We start from the raw sequence: 19869 nt of genomic DNA, 5'->3' as shown, positions 1-19869 counted from the left end.
CTGGTGATCGAGACTGTGATCATGCACATGGAACTGGGGTCGGTCCAGGAGTACGTCGTCAAGACCGACCCGGGGGCGGTGGCCCGGGCGCGGGCCTCGTTGCTGCGCGCCCTGCCGCGGACCGCGTGGGCCGGCTTGATCGGCACCGTGTGCGTGCTCCTGCTCTTGGGCGGCGCCTTCTCTCTCGTCTTCGCCTCCGGTGCCGATTCCACCTTCGGCACCGAGCTGGTCCTGGTGCTCGTCCTGTCCGGGGCACTGCTCCAACTGCGCGAGGGCAAGCGCCGGTTCGCCGCGATCCGGCGGCTCAGGCAGACCTGGGCGGTGAAGGAGATCTCCCCGGTCGCGATGCGGGTGACCGGGGAGGGCCTGTGGTGTGTCCTCGACGCGGCGCCCGAGCCCGTATTCCTCCCCTGGGCCGCGGTCACGCATCTCCAGGTGAAGAAGCGTGAACGCCTCAGCGTGCTGATGGTGGCGCTCGTCCCCGATGCCGCCACCGCTCCCGGAGTCACCGGGCTGGACCAGCCCGAGGTCCGGAGCCGCACGCAGCGGAACCGGAAGGGCGTATCGCGGCTGCACCTCGCCGTCTTCCCGCTCCTCCGCCACCCGGTCAGCGAGACCGAGATCGATCGGGCGCTCGGCCATTTCTCGGGCGGTCGCGTGCGCGTCCGCTGACACCATCCGGCTCTCCCCCGTATTCGCGGGGTGCGCGCTCCATGGTGAGCGGGGTGCGGTGAGCGGGAGCCTGCTCACCATGCGTTTACGAATGGTCCGCACCGCCGTCGTCGGTGCACTCGCCACCGCGGTCGCCGTCACGGGACACCTCGCCTCCCCACAGACCGCCTCCGCCGACACCGACCCCCTGCGTCCGTTCACCACCCAGCGCCCGCACTGGACGGCATGCCATCATCCGGAGCTGGACCGGGCCGGGGCCCGCTGCGCCACGATCCGGGTGCCACTGGACTACCGGAAGCCCGGCGGGCGCACCCTGACCGTCGGCTTCTCCCGTATCAAGGCCACCGACACGGAGCACCGCATCGGTCTGATGATGCACAACTCCGGTGGCCCCGGCGGCACCACGCTGGACATGCCACTGCTCGACGCGCCCGCCATGGGCAAGGAGCTGGCCGCCCGGTACGACCTGATCGGCATGGATCCGCGCGGAGTCGGCCGCAGCAGCCCGCTGCGCTGCGGTACCTCCGGGCACTGGCTGCGCTCCGCCGGGTACGACGCCGCGGGGTTCCGGGCCCAGGCCCGTTACGAGGCCGACCTGGTCCGGAGCTGTCAGCGGACGTACGGCAAGGGCCTGTCGTATCTGCGACACTTCACGACCCGGAACACCGCCCGCGACATGGATGTGCTGCGCGCCGTGCTGGGTGAGCCGAGGACGTCGTACTTCGGCATCTCGTACGGCACCTATCTGGGAGCGGTGTACGCGAAGATGTTCCCGGGCCGCACCGACCGGCTGCTGCTGGACAGTGCGATGGACCCGGCGCGCTACCACGTGCAGGCGTTCCACGACGCGACCGCGGCCAATGAGGAGTTGCTGGACACCTGGGCGGCGTGGGCGGCCCGCCGGAGCGACACCTACGGTCTGGGCGACACCGCCGCCAAGGCCCGGGCCACGGTGGAGCGCATCGCCTGGCAGGCCGCCCGCACGCCCCTGCGGGTCGGCCGCTACACGGCCGACGGCCGGCAAGTGCCCCAGATACTGGCCGCGCTGCTGTTCGACGACCGGCGGTTCGCCGACGCCTCGGAGAACATCCGGGTGCTGTACGACGCGGCTGCCGGGCGCCCGGTCGAGCCCACCGAGTGGCTGGCCTCGGAGCTCGGTCCGCCGGACGACGAGGCGGAGGTGCAGAACTCGCTCCAACTGGCCCTGTTGTGCGGAGACGCGACGGCGCCGCACGACCTGTCCTGGTACCGGCGCAACGTCGAGCGCAGCCGGGCCGAGGCGCCGCTGTACGGCCCGCTGTTCAACGGCGTGAACCCATGCGCCTTCTGGCCGAACGCGCCGGTGGAGCCGCCGGTGCGGAGCGGCAACGCCGCACCCGGACTGATCGTGCAGGCCACCGGCGATCCGCGGACCAGCTACAGCAATGGGCAGGGGCTGCACCGGCGGATGCCGAACTCCCGCCTGATCACCCTGGAGGCCGGGGTGCACGGCGTGTACGGCCTGTATCCGAACCGCTGTGTGTACGGCCAGGTCAACGACTATCTGCGGACCGGGGAGCTGCCCGCGCGGGACACGGTCTGCCGGAAGGACCGGCCGGGTGGGTGAGCCGGTGTCCGGCCGCCCCGCCAACGGCCGTTGCGTTGCCCACAGTTACGCGGACCCGCGAGTAACCGGCCGTGGCGGGCGGCCTACGATCCTTGCGGAGAGGCGCCGCGATCGCCACGGATCGCGCCCGGAGACGGAGGAGAACGCCACGTGAGCGCGCAAGGGGTAGCACCCCAGACCGGGAGCGGGCCGGAGCCCCCCAACACCCCGCTCAACCAGGGACGACCGCACAGCGCCCGGATGTACGACTACTTCCTGGGCGGCAAGGACAACTACGTCGCCGACCGCCAGGCCGCAGCCAAGGTGCTCACGCTGTGGCCGGGGGTCATGGTCGCGGCGCGCACCAACCGGGCGTTCATGCAGCGCGCGGTCCGGTTCCTCGCCGCCGAGCGCGGCATCCGTCAGTTCCTCGACATCGGCACCGGCATCCCCACCCGGCCCAATCTGCACGAGGTGGCCCAGTCGGTGGCACCGGAGTGCCGGGTCGTGTACGCCGACAACGACCCGATCGTGCTGGCTCACGCGCAGACGCTGCTCACCAGCCATCCCGAGGGGCGCACGGCGTATGTCGACGCGAATGTCGCCGACCCCGACACGATCCTCTCCTCCCCCGGCGTCACCGAGGTGCTGGACCTGTCCCAGCCGGTGGCACTGAGTCTGTGCGCGCTGCTGCACTTCGTGCCGGACGAGTGGGAGCCGCAGGGAATCGTGCGGAAGCTGGTCGACGCGCTCGCGCCCGGTTCATACCTCATCCTCAGCCACATCACCCCGGACTTCGATCCCGAGGCCACCCAGCGCACCGTGCAGATCTACCACAGCGGCGGCATCGAGGGGAAAATCCGCACCCGGGACGAGGTGGAGCGGTTCTTCACCGATCTGGAGCTGGTCGAGCCCGGCCTGGTGGTGCCGCATCGCTGGCGCACCGACCTGGCCACCGGGGACCCGGGGGTGGAGACCGGCGATGTGACCGACGAGGAGGTGTCCTTCTGGGCGGGTGTCGCCCGTAAGCCGTAGGGCATGGCCGGCGGCCGGTTCCCCGTTCCTGTCCCGTCGCCCCTCGCTTGAGGGGATTTACGTCAAGTCACTGTGCGTGCCTTCCCGGTTCGCTACTGTGACGACATGAGCGCCAGGAACGTGGACCCCGCCGACGAGTGGCCGCTGCCTCCGCCCTGGATGTGGGGGTGCGGCAAGTGCACCGAGCTGTACCGGGCGATGAAACAGGCCCCCAAACTGGTGGACGCCGCGCTGGAGGAGCTGGGCCCGGGGGTGGACTGCGATCCCCACGACTCCATCGTGTCGACCCAGATCCGGCTCGCGCGGCACATCGCCACCCGCCATGTCGCGGAGCTGCCCGAGGCCGACGCGGAGTGCGAGAGGTGCGTGTCGGACGCGTCCGGCAGCCTTCCCGCCGTGCTCGCCCTGGAGCACCGCGCCCGCCATCTCTTCGCCCCGCCCAGCATCGTCGGCATGCTCTAGGCATCCCCTCAGCCTTCCGGCCGCCCTGCGGCTTCCCTGAGCTGTGACATTCTGGTGGGTGGGTGCCCTGCCACTCCTGGGCGGCGCGGTCCGGCATCGCCGGATACGGCACCCCTGCCCCCGCCGCCCGTGTTCCGGGGACTTCCACCTGCCCGTACCTGCGGCACGGAGGGGAGGCAGACGGGAACATGCCCCATGATGCCGGTCCGATGTCCCCGGCGCCGGAACCCACCGGAAGGGAGCGGGTTCTGGCGTTCGCCGGGGTCTCGCTGGCGGCCGTCTACGTACTGGGCGAGGGAAGCGACGGCCTGCGGCTGGTCGAGACCGCGAAGGCGGCCGGGGCCACCGCGGCTCCGCATGCGCTGCCGGAGCACTACACGCTGTCCGACCGCTCCCCCGCCGCCGATGCCCTGTGCACCGGCCGGCCCCTGTGGCTGGACTCGGCGGCGCTCGCCGCCTATCAGCAGGACGGGGCGGCGAAGCGGTGGCCCGGCGCCTCGCTGGGCGCGCTGCCGCTCGGCGGCGAGGGCAGCCGGCTGGGCTGCCTGCTCATCGTGGGCAGCGCCGCGGACGGCTTCGAGACGGAGCAGCGTGGCTTTCTGCTGCGCTACGCCGACGCCATCGCCACCCGGCTCCGCGCGGCCGGTGCGTCCCGCCCCGCGCTCCGCACCGGGGCGACCACGCTGCTGGGTCCCGCGCTGCGGAGTCTGCGCGTGGGATCGTTCGTCCTGCTGCCCGGCGCCGGTCTGATCGAGGCGGACGCGACCCTGCTCGACCTGGTCGGCATCGCCCCGGACGACTTCGACGGCACGGTGGACACGCTGCTCGCGCGCACCGTGCCGGAGGACCTGCCCGCGCTGCTGTCGGTCGTCGAGCCGACCGCGCAGGTGGCCGGGGACCGCGAGTTGGAGTTCCGGGTCCGCCGTTCGACCGGCGAGGTGCGCTGGCTCCGGCTGAGCTGCCGGGTGGGGACCGACGCTGCGGGCCGGCCGGAGCGCGTCGTGGGCGTGGTCACCAGCGCCGCCGCGCTGCGCCCGCGCGCCGACGACGTGTCCAGGGTGCAGTGGCTGACGACCGCGCTCGACAACGCGATGACGGTACGGGACGTGAGCCGGGTGGTGGTCGCGGCGCTGGGCGAGCCGCTGGGAGCGGACCGGGTGGCGCTCGCCGAGCTGCAGGCGGACCGGCTGGTGGTGGTGGGGCTCGATCCGCCGCAGGCCGACGCGTGGCCGGAGCTGTGGCGTTCGGAGTGGCATTCCGAGTGGCCCGACGCGTCGCTGCACGCCCTGCCGAGCCTGCGGGCCGCACTGCGGGAGGGCCGACCAAGGCTGTGGCCCGCGGGTGCGGCGCTGGAGCCGGCGCTCGCGGGCATCGGCCCCGGGGGGCTGGCCGTGCTGCCGCTTCCGGCCCATGGGCAGGTGGCGGGGGTGTGCCTGATCGGCTGGGACGCTCCGCATCCGTTCGGCCCGGAGGAGCGGTCGCTGCTCACCGCGACCGCGGGGCTGGTCGGCCAGACCCTGATGCGGGCGCACGCCTACGACGCCGAGCAGGAGCTGGCCACGATGCTCCAGCGCTCCCTGCTGCCGCGCAGCCTGCCGCCGCTGCCCGGCGGGGTGGCCGTGGCCCGCTATCTGCCCGCGATGCGGGGACTCCAGGTGGGTGGCGACTGGTACGACGTCATCGCGCTCTCCGAGAGCCGGGTGGCGCTGGTCATCGGCGATGTGCAGGGGCACAGCGCGGCCGCGGCGACGATCATGGGCCAGATGCGGACGGCGGTCCGCGCGTACGCCGTGGAGGGGCATCCGCCGGATGTGGTGGTGTCCCACGCCAACCGGCTGCTCGTGGGCATGGAGGCGGACCTGTTCGCCACCTGCGCCTATGTCGAGCTGGACATGGAGGAGGGCAACGCCTGGTTCGTCCGGGCCGGGCATCTGGCGCCGCTGGTGCGCCGCCCGGACGGCACCACCGAGGAAGTGGTGGTCGAGGGCGGGCTGCCGCTGGGGATCGTCGCGGACGCGGAGTTCCCCATGACGGCGGAGCCGCTGGCCCCGGGCACGGTGCTCGCACTGCTCACGGACGGTCTGGTCGAGTCCTCGAGTCTGCATCTGGACGAGGGCATGCGCCGGATGCGCGGCGCGCTGGCCACCGCTCCCGCCGATCTCGGCCGGATGGCCGACGCGCTGCTCGCGGTGGCGGACCGGCGGGACGACGACGTGGCGCTGCTGCTCCTGCGGTACGACGGCATGCGGGTCCGGCCCATCCGGGCCGGCTGGCTGGTGTGGCGGCTGCCCGACGCGGTGATGCACGCCCGCCGTTTCACCGCGCGCACGCTGCGCTCGTGGGGCCTGGCGGACCAGGGCGATGTGACGCTGCTGGTCGTCTCCGAACTGGTCACCAACGCGCTGATGCACACCCACGGCACGGTCCGCCTCGACCTCACGTACGCCGTGGACCGGCTGCGCGTCGCGGTGACCGACTCCTCTCCCCGGGCGCCCGCCAAGCCGGTGATCACGGACTGGGAGGCGACTGGTGGCCGGGGTCTGCTGCTGGTCGAGGCGCTGTCGGCGGCCTGGGGCTCCGTACCGGTCGGCGGCGGCAAGCAGGTGTGGAGCGAGATCGTCGTGCCCCGCCGTGATACCGGTGAGACCGATCCCCGTGTCGGCGAACCCGGCGATGCCGGGCCCGGTGACACCGAGCCCGGGCCCCGCGTCCGGCAAGGGGGTGCGTGACATGAGGATGTCCCGTACGCGCAGCGCCGTCGCCGCCGTGGCCGCGGGACTGCTGGCCGCGTCCCTGGCCGCTTGCGGAGAGGACGGCGGGGCGCAGCACGGGAACAGCTTCACCGTCGGCCTGCTGCTGCCGAGCCAGCAGATCACCCGGTACGAGAGCGCCGACCGGCCGCTGATCGAGAAGCGGGTGAAGGAGCTGTGCCCCGGCTGCACCGTGGACCACGCCAACGCGGGCGACGACGTGGCGAACCAGCAGCGGCAGATGAACTCCATGATCACCAAGGGGGTGGGGGCGCTGATCCTCGACGCGGTCGACGCCAAGGCGCTGCGCTCCTCCGTGCAGGCGGCGCACAAGGCCGGCATCCCGGTCATCGCCTACGACCGGCTCGCCGAGGGCCCGATCTCGGGCTTCGCCTCGTTCAACGGCGGACAGGTCGGCAGGCTCCAGGCCACGGCGCTCCTGAACGCCATGCGGGCCGAGGGGGGCGGCCACCAGATCGTCATGCTGAACGGCGATCCGAGCAGCCCCAACGCGGTCTGGTTCAAGAAGGGCGCGCTGTCCGTCCTCAAGGACAAGGTGAGGATCGGAAAGTCGTACGACGTCATCGAGTACCGGCCGGACAACGCGTACGCCCACATGGCGGCCGCCATCACCGCGCTGAGCCCGCACCGGATCGGCGGTGTCCTGGCGGTCAACGACAGCGTCGCCGCCGGTGCCATCTCGGCCCTCAAGTCCGCGCGGGTCAGGCCGGTGCCGCCGGTCACCGGCCAGGACGCCGACCTCGACGCCGTGCAGCGCATCGTCAGCGGCGACCAGTACATGACCGTCTACAAGCCCTTCAAGGGCGAGGCGCACGCCGCCGCCGCCATGGCCGTCGCCCTGGCGCGGGGCCAGAGCCTGCGCTCCATCGCCCGGACCACGGTCGACAACTCCACCACCGAGAACATCCCGGCCTCCCTGCTCACCCCGATCGCCGTGACGACCGCCAACATCAAGAAGACCCTGGTCAAGGACGGTGTGTACACGATCGGGCAGATCTGCACACCCAAGCTACGGCCCGCCTGCGACAAGGCCGGCCTCACCCGCTGACGGAGGTGATTTCCCGTGCCGGCTCCGCCCCTGCTGGCGCTGCGCGGCGTCTCCAAGCGCTTCGGCGGCGTCCAGGCGCTGGTCGATGTCGACCTGCAGATCCGCGCCGGTGAGGTCGTCGCCCTGGTCGGCGACAACGGCGCCGGCAAGTCCACCCTGGTCAAGGTGATCGCCGGGGTCGGCCCCGCCGACCAGGGCGTCATCGAGTGGGAGGGCCACACCGTCCAGATCAAACGGCCGCATGACGCGCAGGCGCTGGGCATCGCCGCCGTCTACCAGGACCTCGCGATGTGCGAGAGCCTCGACGTCGTCGGCAATCTCTTCCTCGGCCGCGAGGTGCACCACGCCGGCATCCTCGACGAGGTGGAGATGGAGCGGCGGGCCCGCGAACTGATGCACACGCTGTCCATCCGCATCCCCGATGTGCGGGCGCCCGTCGCCATCCTGTCCGGCGGCCAGCGGCAGGCCGTCGCGATCTCCCGCTCGCTGCTGGGCGCGCCGAAGGTCCTGCTGCTCGACGAGCCCACCGCGGCTCTCGGCGTCGAGCAGACCAGCCAGCTCCTGGACCTCATCGAGGAGCTGCGCGACCGCGGCCTCGGCGTGCTCCTCATCAGCCACAACATGGGTGACATCAAGGCCGTCGCGGACCGGGTCGCGGTGCTGCGCCTGGGCCGTAACAACGGGCTCTTCGAGGTGCCCACCACCACCCAGGAACGCATCATCTCCTCCATCACCGGCGCCGCCGACAACGCCGTGGCCCACCGCACGACGGATGAGGAGGGGGCATGGCCGTAGGACAGAACATCCGGGGGTACGCCGACGCGGTCCGGCACCGGCTGCGCGGCGGCGAGGTGGCCCGGCGCGGGCTGCGGGTCGGCGAGCGCGGCCCGCTCCTGGTCGTCCTCGGCCTCATGGTGATCTGGCTCGTCTTCCAGAGCCTGAACGCCAATTTCCTCTCGCCGCGCAATCTGTCCGACCTCAGCGTGGACATCGCCGCCACCGGCCTGGTCGCGGTGGGCATCGTGTTCGTGCTGCTGATCGGGGAGATCGACCTGTCGGTGGGCTCGGTGAGCGGGCTGGCGGGCGCCGCGTTCGCCGTGCTGAACGTGTACCTCGGCATGCCGGAGTGGCTCGCCATCATCGTGGCGGTGGCCGCGGGGACCGCCGTGGGCGCCGTGCACGGGTTCTTCTTCGCCCGGGTCGGGGTGCCCGCGTTCGTGGTGACCCTCGCGGGGCTGCTGGCCTGGAACGGGCTGACCCTCTACCTGCTGGGCGCGAGCGGCACGATCAACATCGACGAGAGCGGTCTGGTCGCCGCGCTGACCAGCCTCTACTTCAGTGGCGGCATCATCGCGTACGGGCTGGCCGCGCTCGGCACGGCCGGGTACTTCCTGGCCGCGCGGCGGACCCGGCGGCGGCGCAGGGACGCCGGGATGCCGTACCGGCCGCTGACCGAGATCGGGGTGCGCACGGGCGTCCTGGCGGTGCTCACGTTCGCCACCGCCCATATGCTCGGCCGGTTCCAGGGCGTGCCACTCGCCCTGCTGATCTTCCTGGCCGTCGTCGTCGGGTCGGATCTGGTGCTGCGCCGCACCCGCACCGGCCGGAAGGTGTTCGCGGTGGGAGGCGGTGTCGAGGCGGCGCGCCGAGCCGGGGTGGACGTGGCGCGGGTGCGGATCGCGATGTTCATGGTGTCGGGGACGCTGGCGGCGGTCGGCGGCCTGTTCGTGGCCTCGGGGCTGACCTCGGCGAGCCCCACGACGGCCCGCGCGGCGGGCTCCGGCATGCTGCTGATCAATGCGGTGGCCGCGGCGGTCATCGGCGGCACCAGCATGTTCGGCGGGCGCGGCTCGGCCTGGTCGGCGCTGCTCGGTGCGCTGGTCATCCAGTCGATCGCCTCGGGCATGGCGCTGCTGGGCATCCAGGACGCCGTCCAGTTCATGGTCACCGGCGGGGTGCTGCTGGCCGCCGTGGCCGCGGACTCACTCACCCGGCGGGCGGCGCGGGCGCGCGGCCCCACCTGATGGTCGTCACGGTCCGGGCGTGACGCTATGCTGCACATGAGCTTCCCATTTTCGGGCAAGCCAGGCATTTTGCCAAGTGTTCTGGAAGGATCCGATGCGCTCACCGTGACCATCGGAGTGCGATGAAACGTCTTCTCCTCACCCGCGCGGCCACCGCGGCCGCGCTCGCCGCGGCTCTGGTGGTCTCCGGCTGCCAGCACGCCGGCGTGCGGTCCTCCCGAGAGGGGAAGGAGAGCATCCGCGTGCTCGCCGTCAAAAATCCCCAGATGGTGACCCTGAAGCAGTACACGAAGAAGTACTTCACCTCGCGGACCGGCATCACCGTCGACTACACCTTGCTTCCGGAGAACGAGGCGCGGAACCGGATGAACAAGGAGTTCGCCCGGCAGGACGCGAAGTACGACGTGGCGAGCGTGAGCGCGTACGAGGTGCCGACGTACTCCAGGAACCACTGGCTCGCCCCGCTGGATTCCTACGAGAAGGCGGACAAGACCTTCGACCAGAAGGACATCTTCCCCAGCCTGATCAGGGCCGTGACCGGCGCCGACGGCAAGATCTACGCGGAGCCCTTCTACGGCGAGGGCTCCTTCCTGATGTACCGCAAGGACCTCTTCCGCAAGACCGGGCTGACCATGCCGCGCCATCCGACCTGGAAGCAGGTCGCCTCGCTCGCGGCGAAGATCGACGGCACCGACGGTGCGAGCGGCATCTGCCTGCGCGGCCTGCCCGGCTGGGGCCAGAACCTCGCCCCCATCAACACCGTGATCAACACCTTCGGCGGCTCCTGGTACGACATGCAGTGGAACGCCCGGCTCACCTCGCCGGAGTTCACGAAGGCGATTCGGTTCTATGTCGACCTGGTGCGCAAGTACGGCGAGCCCGGCGCCGCGCGCAGCGGCGTCCTCGAGATCCTCGCCGACTTCTCCCAGGGCAAATGCGCCATGATGTACGACGCCAGCTCACTGGCGACCTCGATCGAGGCCGACGGCTCCTCGGTCAAGGGGAAGGTCGGTTACGTTCCCGCCCCGCACGAGGAAACCCGCCGGGCCGGCTGGCTGTGGACCTGGGCCTGGGGCATCGAGAACGCGTCCAAGAAGAAGGACGCCGCCTGGAAGTTCATCTCCTGGGCCTCCTCCAAGCAGTACCAGGCGCAGATCGGCGACACCCTCGGCTGGAGCGAGGCCCCGTCCGGCAGCCGGCAGTCGCTCTACTCCAATCCCAACTACCAGCGTGCGGCGGCTGCTTGGTACCGGCAGGAGTACGCGGCGGTGAAGGACTCCGCCGACCCCAGGAACCCGGGTGTCGGCCCGCGCCCCTACCAGGGCATCTCGTTCGTCGGCATCCCCCAGTTCGCCGACCTCGGCAACAAGGTCTCCGCGCAGATCAGCGCGGCCATCGCCGGGAAGAAGTCGGTGCGCGAGGCCCTCCAGATCTCCCAGAAGCTCGCCCAGGACGCGGTGGCGGGCTACCGCACCAGCTGACCGCCTTCAGCGCACACCGCTACTCGGTGACCGACCAGCACGGCATCACACCGGCGATGTGGCAGGCCATGAAGTAGAGGGGGATCGGGGGCGTGTACGGGGAGTCGCCCTCGGGGAGGTGGACGAGGCGGGGATTACGGGACGCCCTGACCGTGCGCGGACTGCTCGGCGGGCCCACGTACGCCCCGACCGAGTAGCTGGTGACGGCCGGCCACACCAGCCCGATGTGCGATCCGGCGGGCACGATCCACCACCAGCGCTCATCGCACGCGAACACACAGCCGATGCCGGGCAGCCGGTCCATGACCCGCTTCCCGTCCTCCGCGCACATCCCGACCGCGTCGTAGCCCAGCCCGGCCGACAGGCCCGCGGGGAGCACCAGCCGAACGCGGCGCGTGCCGCGCGGAAGCCCCGGCGGGCCGCTCGCGGCATGCGCGGACTTCTTCCGCGGCATGTGAGCCGAAGGCAGGGGGAGGGTGGGGGGAACCACGATCGGTCGCCTTTCGTCTGCCTGCGCACTATGGGCAGCGCCGGTCCTGCACTGCCCGGTGCCTACCGACGTACACACGCGAACGTTCCGCCGACAGGGGGCCGTGAATCGGTCCGACCCGTCCGACGTTTCCCCCGGCACCGCGGGCCCAACGGCCGCGGAGTCACACATCGGTGACGGCATGTCCACTGTGACATCTGCCATGAACGAGTTGCAAGAGGTAACTTGAAATTTGCAAGTCGTAGGATGCAGGTGCGGCGGCGATGGATGATCGTGACAGACTGCGACCCTGGAACTCGGCGTGAGGAGGCAGGGAGTGGCGGCGGAATCCGCATGGGGCGGCGCTCCCTCCGTCCTCCGCATGATCCTCGGCAAGCAGCTGGAGGAACTGCGGACCCGGACCGGGCTCAGCTACGACGCGGCGGGCGCTGCGATCGGAGTCAGCCACTCGACCATCCGCAGGATGGAAGCCGCGAAAGTGGCCCGGCTCCGGCTCGCGGACGTCGAGAAACTGCTCCAGACGTACGGCGTGACGGACCAGCACGAGATCGACACCTTTCTGAAGTCGGTCCGCGAGGCCAACAAGCGCGGCTGGTGGCACGTCTACCGCGATGTGATGCCGGACTGGTTCGCCGCCTATCTGAGCCTGGAACAGGCGGCGCTCCAGATCCGCGCGTACGAGCCGCAGTTCGTCCATGGCCTGCTGCAGACCGAGGACTACGCCCGCGCCCTGATCAGTTCGGGCAATCCGCATGTCCCCGCCGAGGCCACCGAACGCAGGATCGCGCTGCGCATGCGGCGCCAGGAGCTGCTGTCCCGCGAGTCCCCTCCCCGGCTGTGGGTGGTGATGGACGAGACCGTGCTGCGGTGGCCGGTCGGGGGCGCGGCCGTGATGCGCGCCCAGATCGACCATCTGATCGCGGTGAACAGGCTTCCGCATGTGACCCTGCAGATCATGCCGTTCAACAACGGCCCGCATCCGGCGATGCCGGCCGGCGCGTTCCACGTCTTCCGGTTCCGGGCCGCCGAGTTGCCTGACATCGTCTATCTCGGCGGGCTGGTCGGAGCGGTCTACCTGGACAAGCCTGACGACGCGGTGGTGTACCGCGAGGCACTGGACCGGGTGAGCGCCCAGTCGGCGCCCGCCCAGAAGACCGAGGCCCTGCTCGGCGAGATCCGCAAGGAGCTGTGACGGGGCCTGGACATGTGACCGACGTTTCAATGGGAGGGGCGGGCGTTGCGCGACAACGGATGGCCGGCCGAACGGATTGACACCGATAACGCACATTCGGCGCGGATCTACGACTACATCATTGGTGGCAAGGACTATTACCCCGCCGACAAGGAGGCGGGCGACGCCATGGCCCGGGAGTGGCCGGCCCTGCCGATCCACATGCGGGCCAACCGCGACTTCATGAACCGGGCCGTGCGCTATCTGGCGGAGGAGGCGGGCATCCGGCAGTTCCTCGACATCGGAACCGGCATCCCCACCTCCCCCAACCTGCATGAGATCGCCCAGGCGGTCGCCCCGGACTCCCGGGTCGTGTACGTGGACAACGACCCGATCGTCCTCACCCTGTCCCAGGGCCTGCTCTCCAGCACGCCCGAGGGGAAGACCACGTACGTCGAGGCGGACATGCGCGACCCCGCCGCCATCCTGAACGCACCGGAGCTGCGGGACACCCTCGACCTCGGCAAGCCGGTCGCCCTGACGGTGATCGCGATCGTCCACTTCGTCCTCGACGAGGACGACGCCTACGGGATCGTGAACCGGCTCCTGGAACCGCTGCCCTCGGGCAGCTATCTGGCGATGTCCGTCGGCACCGCCGACTTCGCGCCGGAGGAGGTGGGCCGCGTGGCCCACGAGTACGCGGCGCGCGGCATGCCCATGCGGCTGCGCACCGAGGCCGAGGCCGCGCAGTTCTTCGACGGGCTCGACCTGGTCGAGCCCGGTGTCGCCCAGGTCCACAGGTGGCGTCCGGACGCCAGGAGCACCGAGGGCATCAAGGACGAGGACATCGCCATGTACGGGGCGGTCGCCCGCAAGCCGTAGCCAGGCCCGTCCTCGGCGTCCCTCAATTCTCGGCGTCGCGGACGAGCAGCGCGACCCGGACGGGGTCCGCCTGCCCGCCGTCACCCGTCGCCTACTCGATGAGGCGGCGGGTGACGGCGGGCGACAGCACCGGATCCCCGGCGGGAGCGGTGATGGTCGTCCTCGGGCTCATCGTGGGACGGCCCCGTGGCCGACTACAGCTGACGGCGCACCAACTCGTGCAGTTTTCCGCCCGGTTGGGCCATCAGCTCGGCCGGGGCACCCTGTTCGACGACCCGGCCCTCCTCCATGACGAGCACGCGGTCGGCGTCCATGACGGTCGACAGCCGGTGGGCGATCACCAGCCGGCTGGCGTTGAGGCGGCGAGTGCTCTCGATGACGATGCGCTGGGTCTCGTTGTCGAGGGCGCTGGTGGCCTCGTCGAAGAAGAGGATGCGCGGCCGGCGGATGAGCGCTTGGGCGATCATCAGGCGCTGGCGCTGGCCGCCGGAGATGGCGCCGCTGCCGGAGATCATCGTGTGGAGCCCCATGGGCATCTGGCGGATGTCCTCGGCCAGGCCCGCGAGTTCGGCGGCCGCCATGGCCTCCTCGGGGGTGAACGGCTCGGCGCCGCGGATGCAGTCGAGCACGGTGCCGCCCAGCGGCTGCGCGTTCTGGAGCACCACCCCGCACTGGCGGCGCACGGCGGCCTGGTCGAGGGCGGCGAGGTCCTGGCCGTCGTAGAGCACACTGCCGGACACCGGCCGCTCGAAGCCGATGAGGAGCCGCAGCAGGGTGGACTTGCCGCAGCCGCTGGGGCCGACGACGGCCACGAACTCGCCCGGCCGGACCTCCAGGGACACGTCGTCGAGGACCAGCGGCCCGTCCGCGCCGTACCGGAAGGTGACGTTCCTGGCCTGGAGGGCGCCGGAGAGGGGGCCGGGCTGGGCGCTGCCGCCGCGCACCTCGGGCGGCTCGTCCAGGATCGGCTTGACCTCCTCGAACATGGGCAGGACGGCGACCACCGACACCAGGGAGTTGGTGAGCTGGGTGACGGAGGTCAGCAGCATGGTGACGGAGGTGTTGAACGTCAGGAAGCCGCCCGCCGACATGCTGCCCCGGGCCGGACCGGCCAGCAGCAGGAACACGGTGAGCGAGCACAGCGGAAGGTAGACCGCGTCGAGGACCTGGGTGAGGTTCTTGATGCGCCCGGTGCGCTGGTGCAGGTCACGGGACTTGGCGAAGCCGCGGGCCCAGTCCGCGTAGGCGTAGTTCTCGGCCGCGGCGACCCGCAGCTTGGGCAGTCCGCGCAGGGTCTGGAACGCCTGGTTGTTGAGCTTGTTCTCGGTCTCGACAAGCCGTCGCTGCCAGCGCACCTGCCACAGGCCCATGGCGAGGAAGATGCCGCAGATGACCAGCAGCATGGCCAGCACGGCGAGCGCGAGCGGCACGCTGAAGAACATCAGCAGCGCGAGGTTCATCGCACCGACCGTGCCCGCCTGGAGCACCACCGGGGCGGTGCCGGACAGCACCCGCCGCATGGTGCTGATGCCCATCGCCGCGCTGGCCAACTCGCCGGTGGAGCGCTCGGCGAAGAACGTGGTGGGCAGCCGCAGCAGCCGGTCCCAGACGGCGGGCTGGAGGGTGCTCTCCAGCCGCCCCTCCAGCCGCAGCAGGGACAGGTTCTGGACCAGCAGGAAGGACGCGGCGACGACACTGGAGATGATCAGCGCCAGGGCGATCTGGACGATGGGGTCCTTCTCGGCGCGGGGCACGAACGTACCGAGCACCTGGCCGGTGGCGACCGGCACCAGCGCGCCGAGCGCCACCGTCACCAGCCCGGCGGCGCACAGGCTGCGCAGGTCCGGCGCGGCACCGCGGGCGGTGAAGCGCAGCAGCCGCCACATCGTCATCGGCCGCTCGGGAAGGGGACGGTAGAACATCACGGCGCGCGGCTCGAACTCCTCCGCGGTGCCACGGCCGATGCGTATGCGCAGGCCCGAGGCCGGGTTGACGGCCTCGTACCGGCCGCGCCGCCACAGCAGCGCCACCGGCGCCCCGGACAGGGCGCGGTAGCCCACCAGGGGCCCGGCGTCCTCGCGCCACCAGCGGCCCTCCAGCCGGACGGCGCGGGTGCGGATGCGGGCGTGGGCCGCGATGCGCTCCACGGGATCAGTGCGGTCGTCGGCCACGGGGCCCTTGGGCGGTTCGGCGAGGGTGATCCCGGCGGCGTCCGCCACGGCCCGGCAGACCGCGTACACGGCGTCGTCGGTGCTGTCGTCCGAGGCGCCGGGCGCCTGCCGCCGGCCTCCGATGGACGCGACGAGCGCCTCGTCGGCGCGCGAGCGGACGTTCTCACCGGCCCGGATCCCGGCGGCCGTCCGGTCCGCGTGGGCCCGCTCCAGGGTGTCGATCCAGCGGTCCACGGCGGTGCCGAGCCGGTACTGCTGGTTGACCATCCGCTGCCACAGCGCGCCGTCGATCAGCAGGTCCCCGGCGGCCTGGGCGCTGTACTCGGCGCCGTAGCGCACGCTGCCGGGCGGCACCGGGAGCCACAGCAGGTCCTCGTCGGCCGCCTCCTCGCCGTACTGCGCTCCCCCGTCCAGCGGGGCCTGGAACAGCACGCCGAGGCTGCGGCTGACGCCGAGCGCCACGGCGTGCTCCAGCGGCGTCGGCGCCACGTTGTCGTACGCGGTGTCGTACGCGGCTTCGGGGTTGCCGTACGCGTCGTACGCTTCCGGCCGGTACAGCTCGCGCAGCGGGATGCGGCGGACCGCGCAGTCCTGCGAGGGCCGCCCCAGCAGGGTGTGGCGCGGGCCCTCGACGGGCCCGGGGAGCGCGGCGCCCGTCTCCAGGCGGCCGAGGAAGTGCCACTGCCCCTCCTCGGCGGCGTCGACCGCGAAGAGGTCCAGGGCGCCTTGGACGACGAGCCAGAGCACCTGCGGGCCCTCCAGCGGGAGGCTGCGCAGTCCGGCGCCGTCGACCGGGGTGCCGAGGGCGCCGAGCGCCCGCACCACCGCGTCTCCGCCGCCCGCGTCCATGGCCTCGGCCGCAGGCGGGTGTACGGACGCCATGTCAGTGCTCCTTCATCAGCTCGGCGTACGGGCCTCCGGCGACCGCGAGGTCCTCGTGTCGTCCGCGTTCCACGATCGTGCCGCGGTCCAGGACCAGGATTTCGTCGCTGTCCCGGACGGTGCTCAGCCGGTGGGCGATCACCACGCACGCGCAGCCGCGGCGGCGCAGGCTGTCCATGACGGTCTGCTCGGTCTGCGCGTCCAGGGCGCTGGTCACCTCGTCCAGGACCAGCACGCTGGGGCGGCGGACCAGGGCCCGGGCGATCTCCAGCCGCTGCCGCTGTCCGCCCGAGAAGTTGCGGCCGTCCTGCTCGACCCGGCAGTGGATCCCGCCGGGGCGGCGGGCGATGACGTCGTCGTAGAGGGCCGCGTCCCGCAGGGCGGCCACCACCGCGTCGTCCGGGATCGACGGGTCCCACAGCGCCACGTTGTCCCGCACGGTCCCCTCGAACAGGAAGACGTCCTGGTCGACGAAGGACACGGAGGAGGCGAGGCGGCCGCGGGGGATGTCCTCCAGCCGCTGCCCGTCGATGCGGATGGCCCCCTCCCACGGGCTGTAGAGGCCGGACACCAGCCGGGACACGGTGGACTTGCCGCTGCCGGAGCCGCCGACCAGCGCCACCTGACGGCCGGGGCCCACGGACAGCGAGAAGCCGCGCAGCAGCGGTTCGTCCAGCGGGTTGTAGCCGAAGGTGATGTCCTCCAGGGTCACATGGCCGGTGAGGCGGCGGGCGTCGTCGGCGTCCGGCTGTCCCTCGTCGCGGGTGTGGAGGCTGTCCGCGGGGAAGCGCTCCACGTCCTTGAGCCGGGCCACGTCGGCGGAGAAGTCCTGGATGCGTCCGGCCACGCCGTTCAGCCGGGTGATGGGCGCGGTGAAGCGGGTGACCAGCGCCTGGAAGGCGACCAGCAGCCCGATCGAGAGATGGCCCTCGACGGCCCGCAGCCCGCCGATCCACAGGATGAGCGCGCTGTTGAGGGTGGCGAGGGTGGGCGCCACCACGCCCAGCGCCGCGCTCGGCACGCCGAGGCGCTGCTGTTCCTCCAGGGTGATGGCGTGCTGACCGGCCCAGCGGCGGAAGTAGCCGTTCTCGCCACCGGTGGCCTTCATCGTCTCGATGAGCTGGAGCCCGGTGTACGCGGTGGTGGTCAGCCGCGCGGTGTCGGCGCGCAGCTTCTGGGTCCTGGTGGCGCGCAGCCGTATCACGATGCGCATCGCGACCACGTTGAGCAGCGCCAGACCGACGCCCACCAGGGTGAGCTGGGGGTCGTACGTCCACAGCAGCACCGCGTACAGGACCACCACGATCCCGTCGACGGCCGCCGCGGCGAGGTCGCGGGCGAGGGTTTCGGCGACGGTGTCGTTGGAGCGCAGCCGCTGCACCAGGTCGGCGGGGCTGCGCTGGGCGAAGAACGTGACGGGCAGCCGCAGCAGATGGCGCAGGAAGCGTGCGCTGCCGAGGGTGGAGGAGATGATGCGTCCGCGCAGCAGATTCGCCTGCTGGACGCCGGTCAGCACCGCGGTCAGCACCACCGCCACGGCCATGGAGGCGAACAGCGGTGGCAGCATCGAGGTCTGGCCGCCGACGATGAAGGTGTCGATGAAGGTGCGGCTGAGCGCGGGCACCGCGGCGCCCACCGCCACCAGCAGCAGGCTGGCCAGCAGCGAGGCCAGCAGGGTGCCGGCCGTGCCGCGCAGCCGCGCGGGCAGGGCGTCCAGGACGCCGGGGCGGCGGCCGCCGCGGCGGAAGGAGTCATCGGGTTCGAAGACCAGGCAGATCCCGGTGAAGCTCGCCCCGAACTCCTCGGTGGTGACGAAGCGGCGCCCCTTGTCGGGGTCGTTGATGTGGACGCCGCGCTTGCCGAACCGCCGCCCCATGCCGTCGTAGACGACGTAGTGGTTGAACTCCCAGAACAGGATCGCCGGGGCCTGAACCTCCGCCAGCGCATCCGGCTCCATCTGCATGCCCTTGGCGCGCAGCCCGTAACTGCGGGCGGCCTTCAGCAGATTGCTGGCGCGCGACCCGTCGCGGGAGACGCCGCAGGCGATCCGCAGCTCCTCCAGCGGTACGTGGCGTCCGTAGTGGGCGAGCACCATGGCCAGCGACGCGGCGCCGCACTCCAGCGCCTCCATCTGGAGCACGGTGGGGGTGCGTACGGTCCGCCGCCGCGGCTTCTTCGGGCCGCTCCCGCGCCGCGGGGCGCGCCGCCGTCCGCGGGCCGGTTCGGGGCGGCGGCGCCCGCTGGTCCCGGCGGGTGCGGGACGGGGCGGTCCGCCGCTCCCGTCCGACGAGTCGGTCGAGTTCGTCGGGTTCGTCGCGGTCACGGGAGCAGCCAATCGACGGGGTGCTTGGCGGCCAGATGGATGGTGCCGGTGGTCAGGGTCATGGAGCCGAGGGCGAACGGCGGTCCCTTCGGCGAGGACCAGCGGTAGCCGGAGCGGGTGTCCGACGACCGGTCGAGGCGTACCGCCACCGCGACCGGCGGACCCTTCTTCGAGAACTCCTCGCCGAGCTGTGCGCTGCCGAGGAAGGAGCCGATCTGCTGGCGCGACTGGGCGGTCCGGCCGATGGCCTGTACGTGGCCGCGCAGCACGCCGTATGTCCGGGAGGGCGCCGACTGCACGCCGAGGTCGACCGCGGCGCCCGCGGGGACCGAAGCGGCCCGGTCCGCCGGTACGTACAGGGTCGCGGTCAGCGGGTCGCGGGAGTTGCGGACGCGCTCCACGGAGGCGACATCCGCGCCGGTGTTCAGGACGGAGCCGATCGAGACGGACAGGGTGGTGAGCCGGCCTGCGGCGAGGGCGCGCACGGCCGTGCTGCCGCCGTCGGGGGCACGGACCTTCACCAGCGGGGCGCCCGCGCGCACCATGCTGCCCTCCTCGGCGAGCACGGCGGTGACCTGTCCCCTCACCGGGCTCTGCAGCACATAGCTGCCCTGGCCGTGGGTGAGGATGCCGGAGGCGCCCAGGGTGTCCGCCACGGTGCCGGTCACGGCCCAGACGGCGGCCGCGGCCATCACGACGAGGGTGACCGTCAGCGCGAGCCAGCCCTGGGGACGGGCGTAGCGGACCGGCAGGTCGATGTCGTCTGCCGACTGCATCTTGGAAAGGGCCTGCTGGCGGAACTGCACGGGAGTCTTTCCTCAACCGGCCGGGGGGCACGAGGGAACGGGTGGGATGCGCGGCCCGGCGGCCTG

General features: G+C 71.9%; 15 protein-coding genes. 11 read left to right on the top strand and 4 right to left on the bottom strand.

Going from position 1 to position 19869, the window contains the following annotated elements:
* The first annotated feature begins 21 nt into the window (after window positions 1–21).
* The 9 genes from ACH4SI_RS02810 (at window position 22) to ACH4SI_RS02770 (ending at window position 11078) form a co-directional block, all read left to right on the top strand.
* On the top strand, window positions 22–672 hold the full coding sequence (locus ACH4SI_RS02810) for a hypothetical protein (RefSeq protein ID WP_398291753.1): 651 nt from the start codon (window positions 22–24) through the stop codon (window positions 670–672).
* Between the two features lie 79 nt (window positions 673–751).
* On the top strand, window positions 752–2278 hold the full coding sequence (locus ACH4SI_RS02805) for an alpha/beta hydrolase (protein ID WP_398291751.1): 1527 nt from the start codon (window positions 752–754) through the stop codon (window positions 2276–2278).
* Window positions 2279–2428: 150 nt separating this feature from the next.
* The gene (locus ACH4SI_RS02800) at window positions 2429–3292 is read left to right on the top strand and encodes an SAM-dependent methyltransferase (protein WP_398291749.1); all 864 of its coding nucleotides are present in this window, start codon (window positions 2429–2431) and stop codon (window positions 3290–3292) included.
* A gap of 105 nt (window positions 3293–3397) precedes the next feature.
* On the top strand, window positions 3398–3754 hold the full coding sequence (locus ACH4SI_RS02795; protein WP_398291747.1) for a hypothetical protein: 357 nt from the start codon (window positions 3398–3400) through the stop codon (window positions 3752–3754).
* 209 nt (window positions 3755–3963) lie between these two features.
* Entirely contained in the window at window positions 3964–6483 is a 2520-nt protein-coding gene (locus ACH4SI_RS02790; RefSeq protein ID WP_398291745.1) for a SpoIIE family protein phosphatase, read from the top strand.
* A gap of 1 nt (window position 6484) precedes the next feature.
* Window positions 6485–7573, top strand: coding sequence for a sugar ABC transporter substrate-binding protein (locus ACH4SI_RS02785; RefSeq protein ID WP_398291743.1), 1089 nt, complete (start codon window positions 6485–6487; stop codon window positions 7571–7573).
* 15 nt (window positions 7574–7588) lie between these two features.
* Window positions 7589–8368, top strand: a complete 780-nt coding sequence (locus ACH4SI_RS02780) for an ATP-binding cassette domain-containing protein (RefSeq protein WP_398291741.1) — start codon at window positions 7589–7591, stop codon at window positions 8366–8368.
* Entirely contained in the window at window positions 8359–9597 is a 1239-nt protein-coding gene (locus tag ACH4SI_RS02775; RefSeq protein ID WP_398291739.1) for a sugar ABC transporter permease, read from the top strand. Before ACH4SI_RS02780 ends, ACH4SI_RS02775 begins: the two co-directional genes overlap by 10 nt.
* A gap of 122 nt (window positions 9598–9719) precedes the next feature.
* Entirely contained in the window at window positions 9720–11078 is a 1359-nt protein-coding gene (locus ACH4SI_RS02770) for an ABC transporter substrate-binding protein (protein WP_398291737.1), read from the top strand.
* 19 nt (window positions 11079–11097) lie between these two features.
* On the opposite strand, the gene ACH4SI_RS02765 is transcribed toward ACH4SI_RS02770, so the two are convergent.
* Complete coding sequence (locus ACH4SI_RS02765; RefSeq protein ID WP_398291735.1) at window positions 11098–11532, bottom strand: hypothetical protein; 435 nt, start codon at window positions 11530–11532, stop codon at window positions 11098–11100.
* 352 nt (window positions 11533–11884) lie between these two features.
* Here ACH4SI_RS02765 and ACH4SI_RS02760 point away from each other — a divergent pair, with 352 nt between their 5' ends.
* Window positions 11885–12760: a helix-turn-helix domain-containing protein gene (locus ACH4SI_RS02760; protein ID WP_398291733.1), complete on the top strand. Its 876-nt coding sequence runs from the start codon at window positions 11885–11887 to the stop codon at window positions 12758–12760.
* Window positions 12761–12805: 45 nt separating this feature from the next.
* Window positions 12806–13621 carry an SAM-dependent methyltransferase gene (locus ACH4SI_RS02755; RefSeq protein WP_398291731.1) on the top strand — a complete coding sequence of 272 codons (816 nt, stop codon included), beginning with the start codon at window positions 12806–12808 and terminating at the stop codon, window positions 13619–13621.
* Between the two features lie 194 nt (window positions 13622–13815).
* Here the strand turns inward: ACH4SI_RS02755 and ACH4SI_RS02750 are convergent, their stop codons facing one another.
* The 3 genes from ACH4SI_RS02750 to ACH4SI_RS02740 form a co-directional block, all read right to left on the bottom strand.
* Window positions 13816–16674, bottom strand: a complete 2859-nt coding sequence (locus ACH4SI_RS02750; RefSeq protein WP_398291729.1) for an NHLP bacteriocin export ABC transporter permease/ATPase subunit — start codon at window positions 16672–16674, stop codon at window positions 13816–13818.
* Between the two features lies 1 nt (window position 16675).
* On the bottom strand, window positions 16676–18814 hold the full coding sequence (locus ACH4SI_RS02745) for an NHLP family bacteriocin export ABC transporter peptidase/permease/ATPase subunit (protein ID WP_398292340.1): 2139 nt from the start codon (window positions 18812–18814) through the stop codon (window positions 16676–16678).
* Between the two features lie 179 nt (window positions 18815–18993).
* A complete protein-coding gene (locus ACH4SI_RS02740; protein ID WP_398291727.1) occupies window positions 18994–19803 on the bottom strand; it encodes an HlyD family efflux transporter periplasmic adaptor subunit in 810 nt (269 codons plus the stop codon).
* Window positions 19804–19869: the final 66 nt, after the last annotated feature.

The sequence above is a fragment of the Streptomyces sp. NPDC021212 genome (assembly GCF_044332925.1).
Classification (GTDB): Bacteria; Actinomycetota; Actinomycetes; order Streptomycetales; family Streptomycetaceae; genus Streptomyces.
The sequence above is the reverse complement of the archived record's forward strand: the minus strand, read 5'-3'. Positions and strand labels throughout refer to the sequence as shown.

Coding starts and splice junctions, on each gene's coding strand:
- ACH4SI_RS02785 (WP_398291743.1), top strand. CDS start 6,485: ATGAGGATGTCCCGTACGCGCAGCGCCGTCGCCGCCGTGGCCGCGGGA.
- ACH4SI_RS02790 (WP_398291745.1), top strand. CDS start 3,964: ATGTCCCCGGCGCCGGAACCCACCGGAAGGGAGCGGGTTCTGGCGTTC.
- ACH4SI_RS02805 (WP_398291751.1), top strand. CDS start 752: ATGCGTTTACGAATGGTCCGCACCGCCGTCGTCGGTGCACTCGCCACC.
- ACH4SI_RS02795 (WP_398291747.1), top strand. CDS start 3,398: ATGAGCGCCAGGAACGTGGACCCCGCCGACGAGTGGCCGCTGCCTCCG.
- ACH4SI_RS02770 (WP_398291737.1), top strand. CDS start 9,720: ATGAAACGTCTTCTCCTCACCCGCGCGGCCACCGCGGCCGCGCTCGCC.
- ACH4SI_RS02775 (WP_398291739.1), top strand. CDS start 8,359: ATGGCCGTAGGACAGAACATCCGGGGGTACGCCGACGCGGTCCGGCAC.
- ACH4SI_RS02810 (WP_398291753.1), top strand. CDS start 22: ATGCACATGGAACTGGGGTCGGTCCAGGAGTACGTCGTCAAGACCGAC.
- ACH4SI_RS02765 (WP_398291735.1), bottom strand. CDS start 11,532: ATGCCGCGGAAGAAGTCCGCGCATGCCGCGAGCGGCCCGCCGGGGCTT.
- ACH4SI_RS02750 (WP_398291729.1), bottom strand. CDS start 16,674: ATGGCGTCCGTACACCCGCCTGCGGCCGAGGCCATGGACGCGGGCGGC.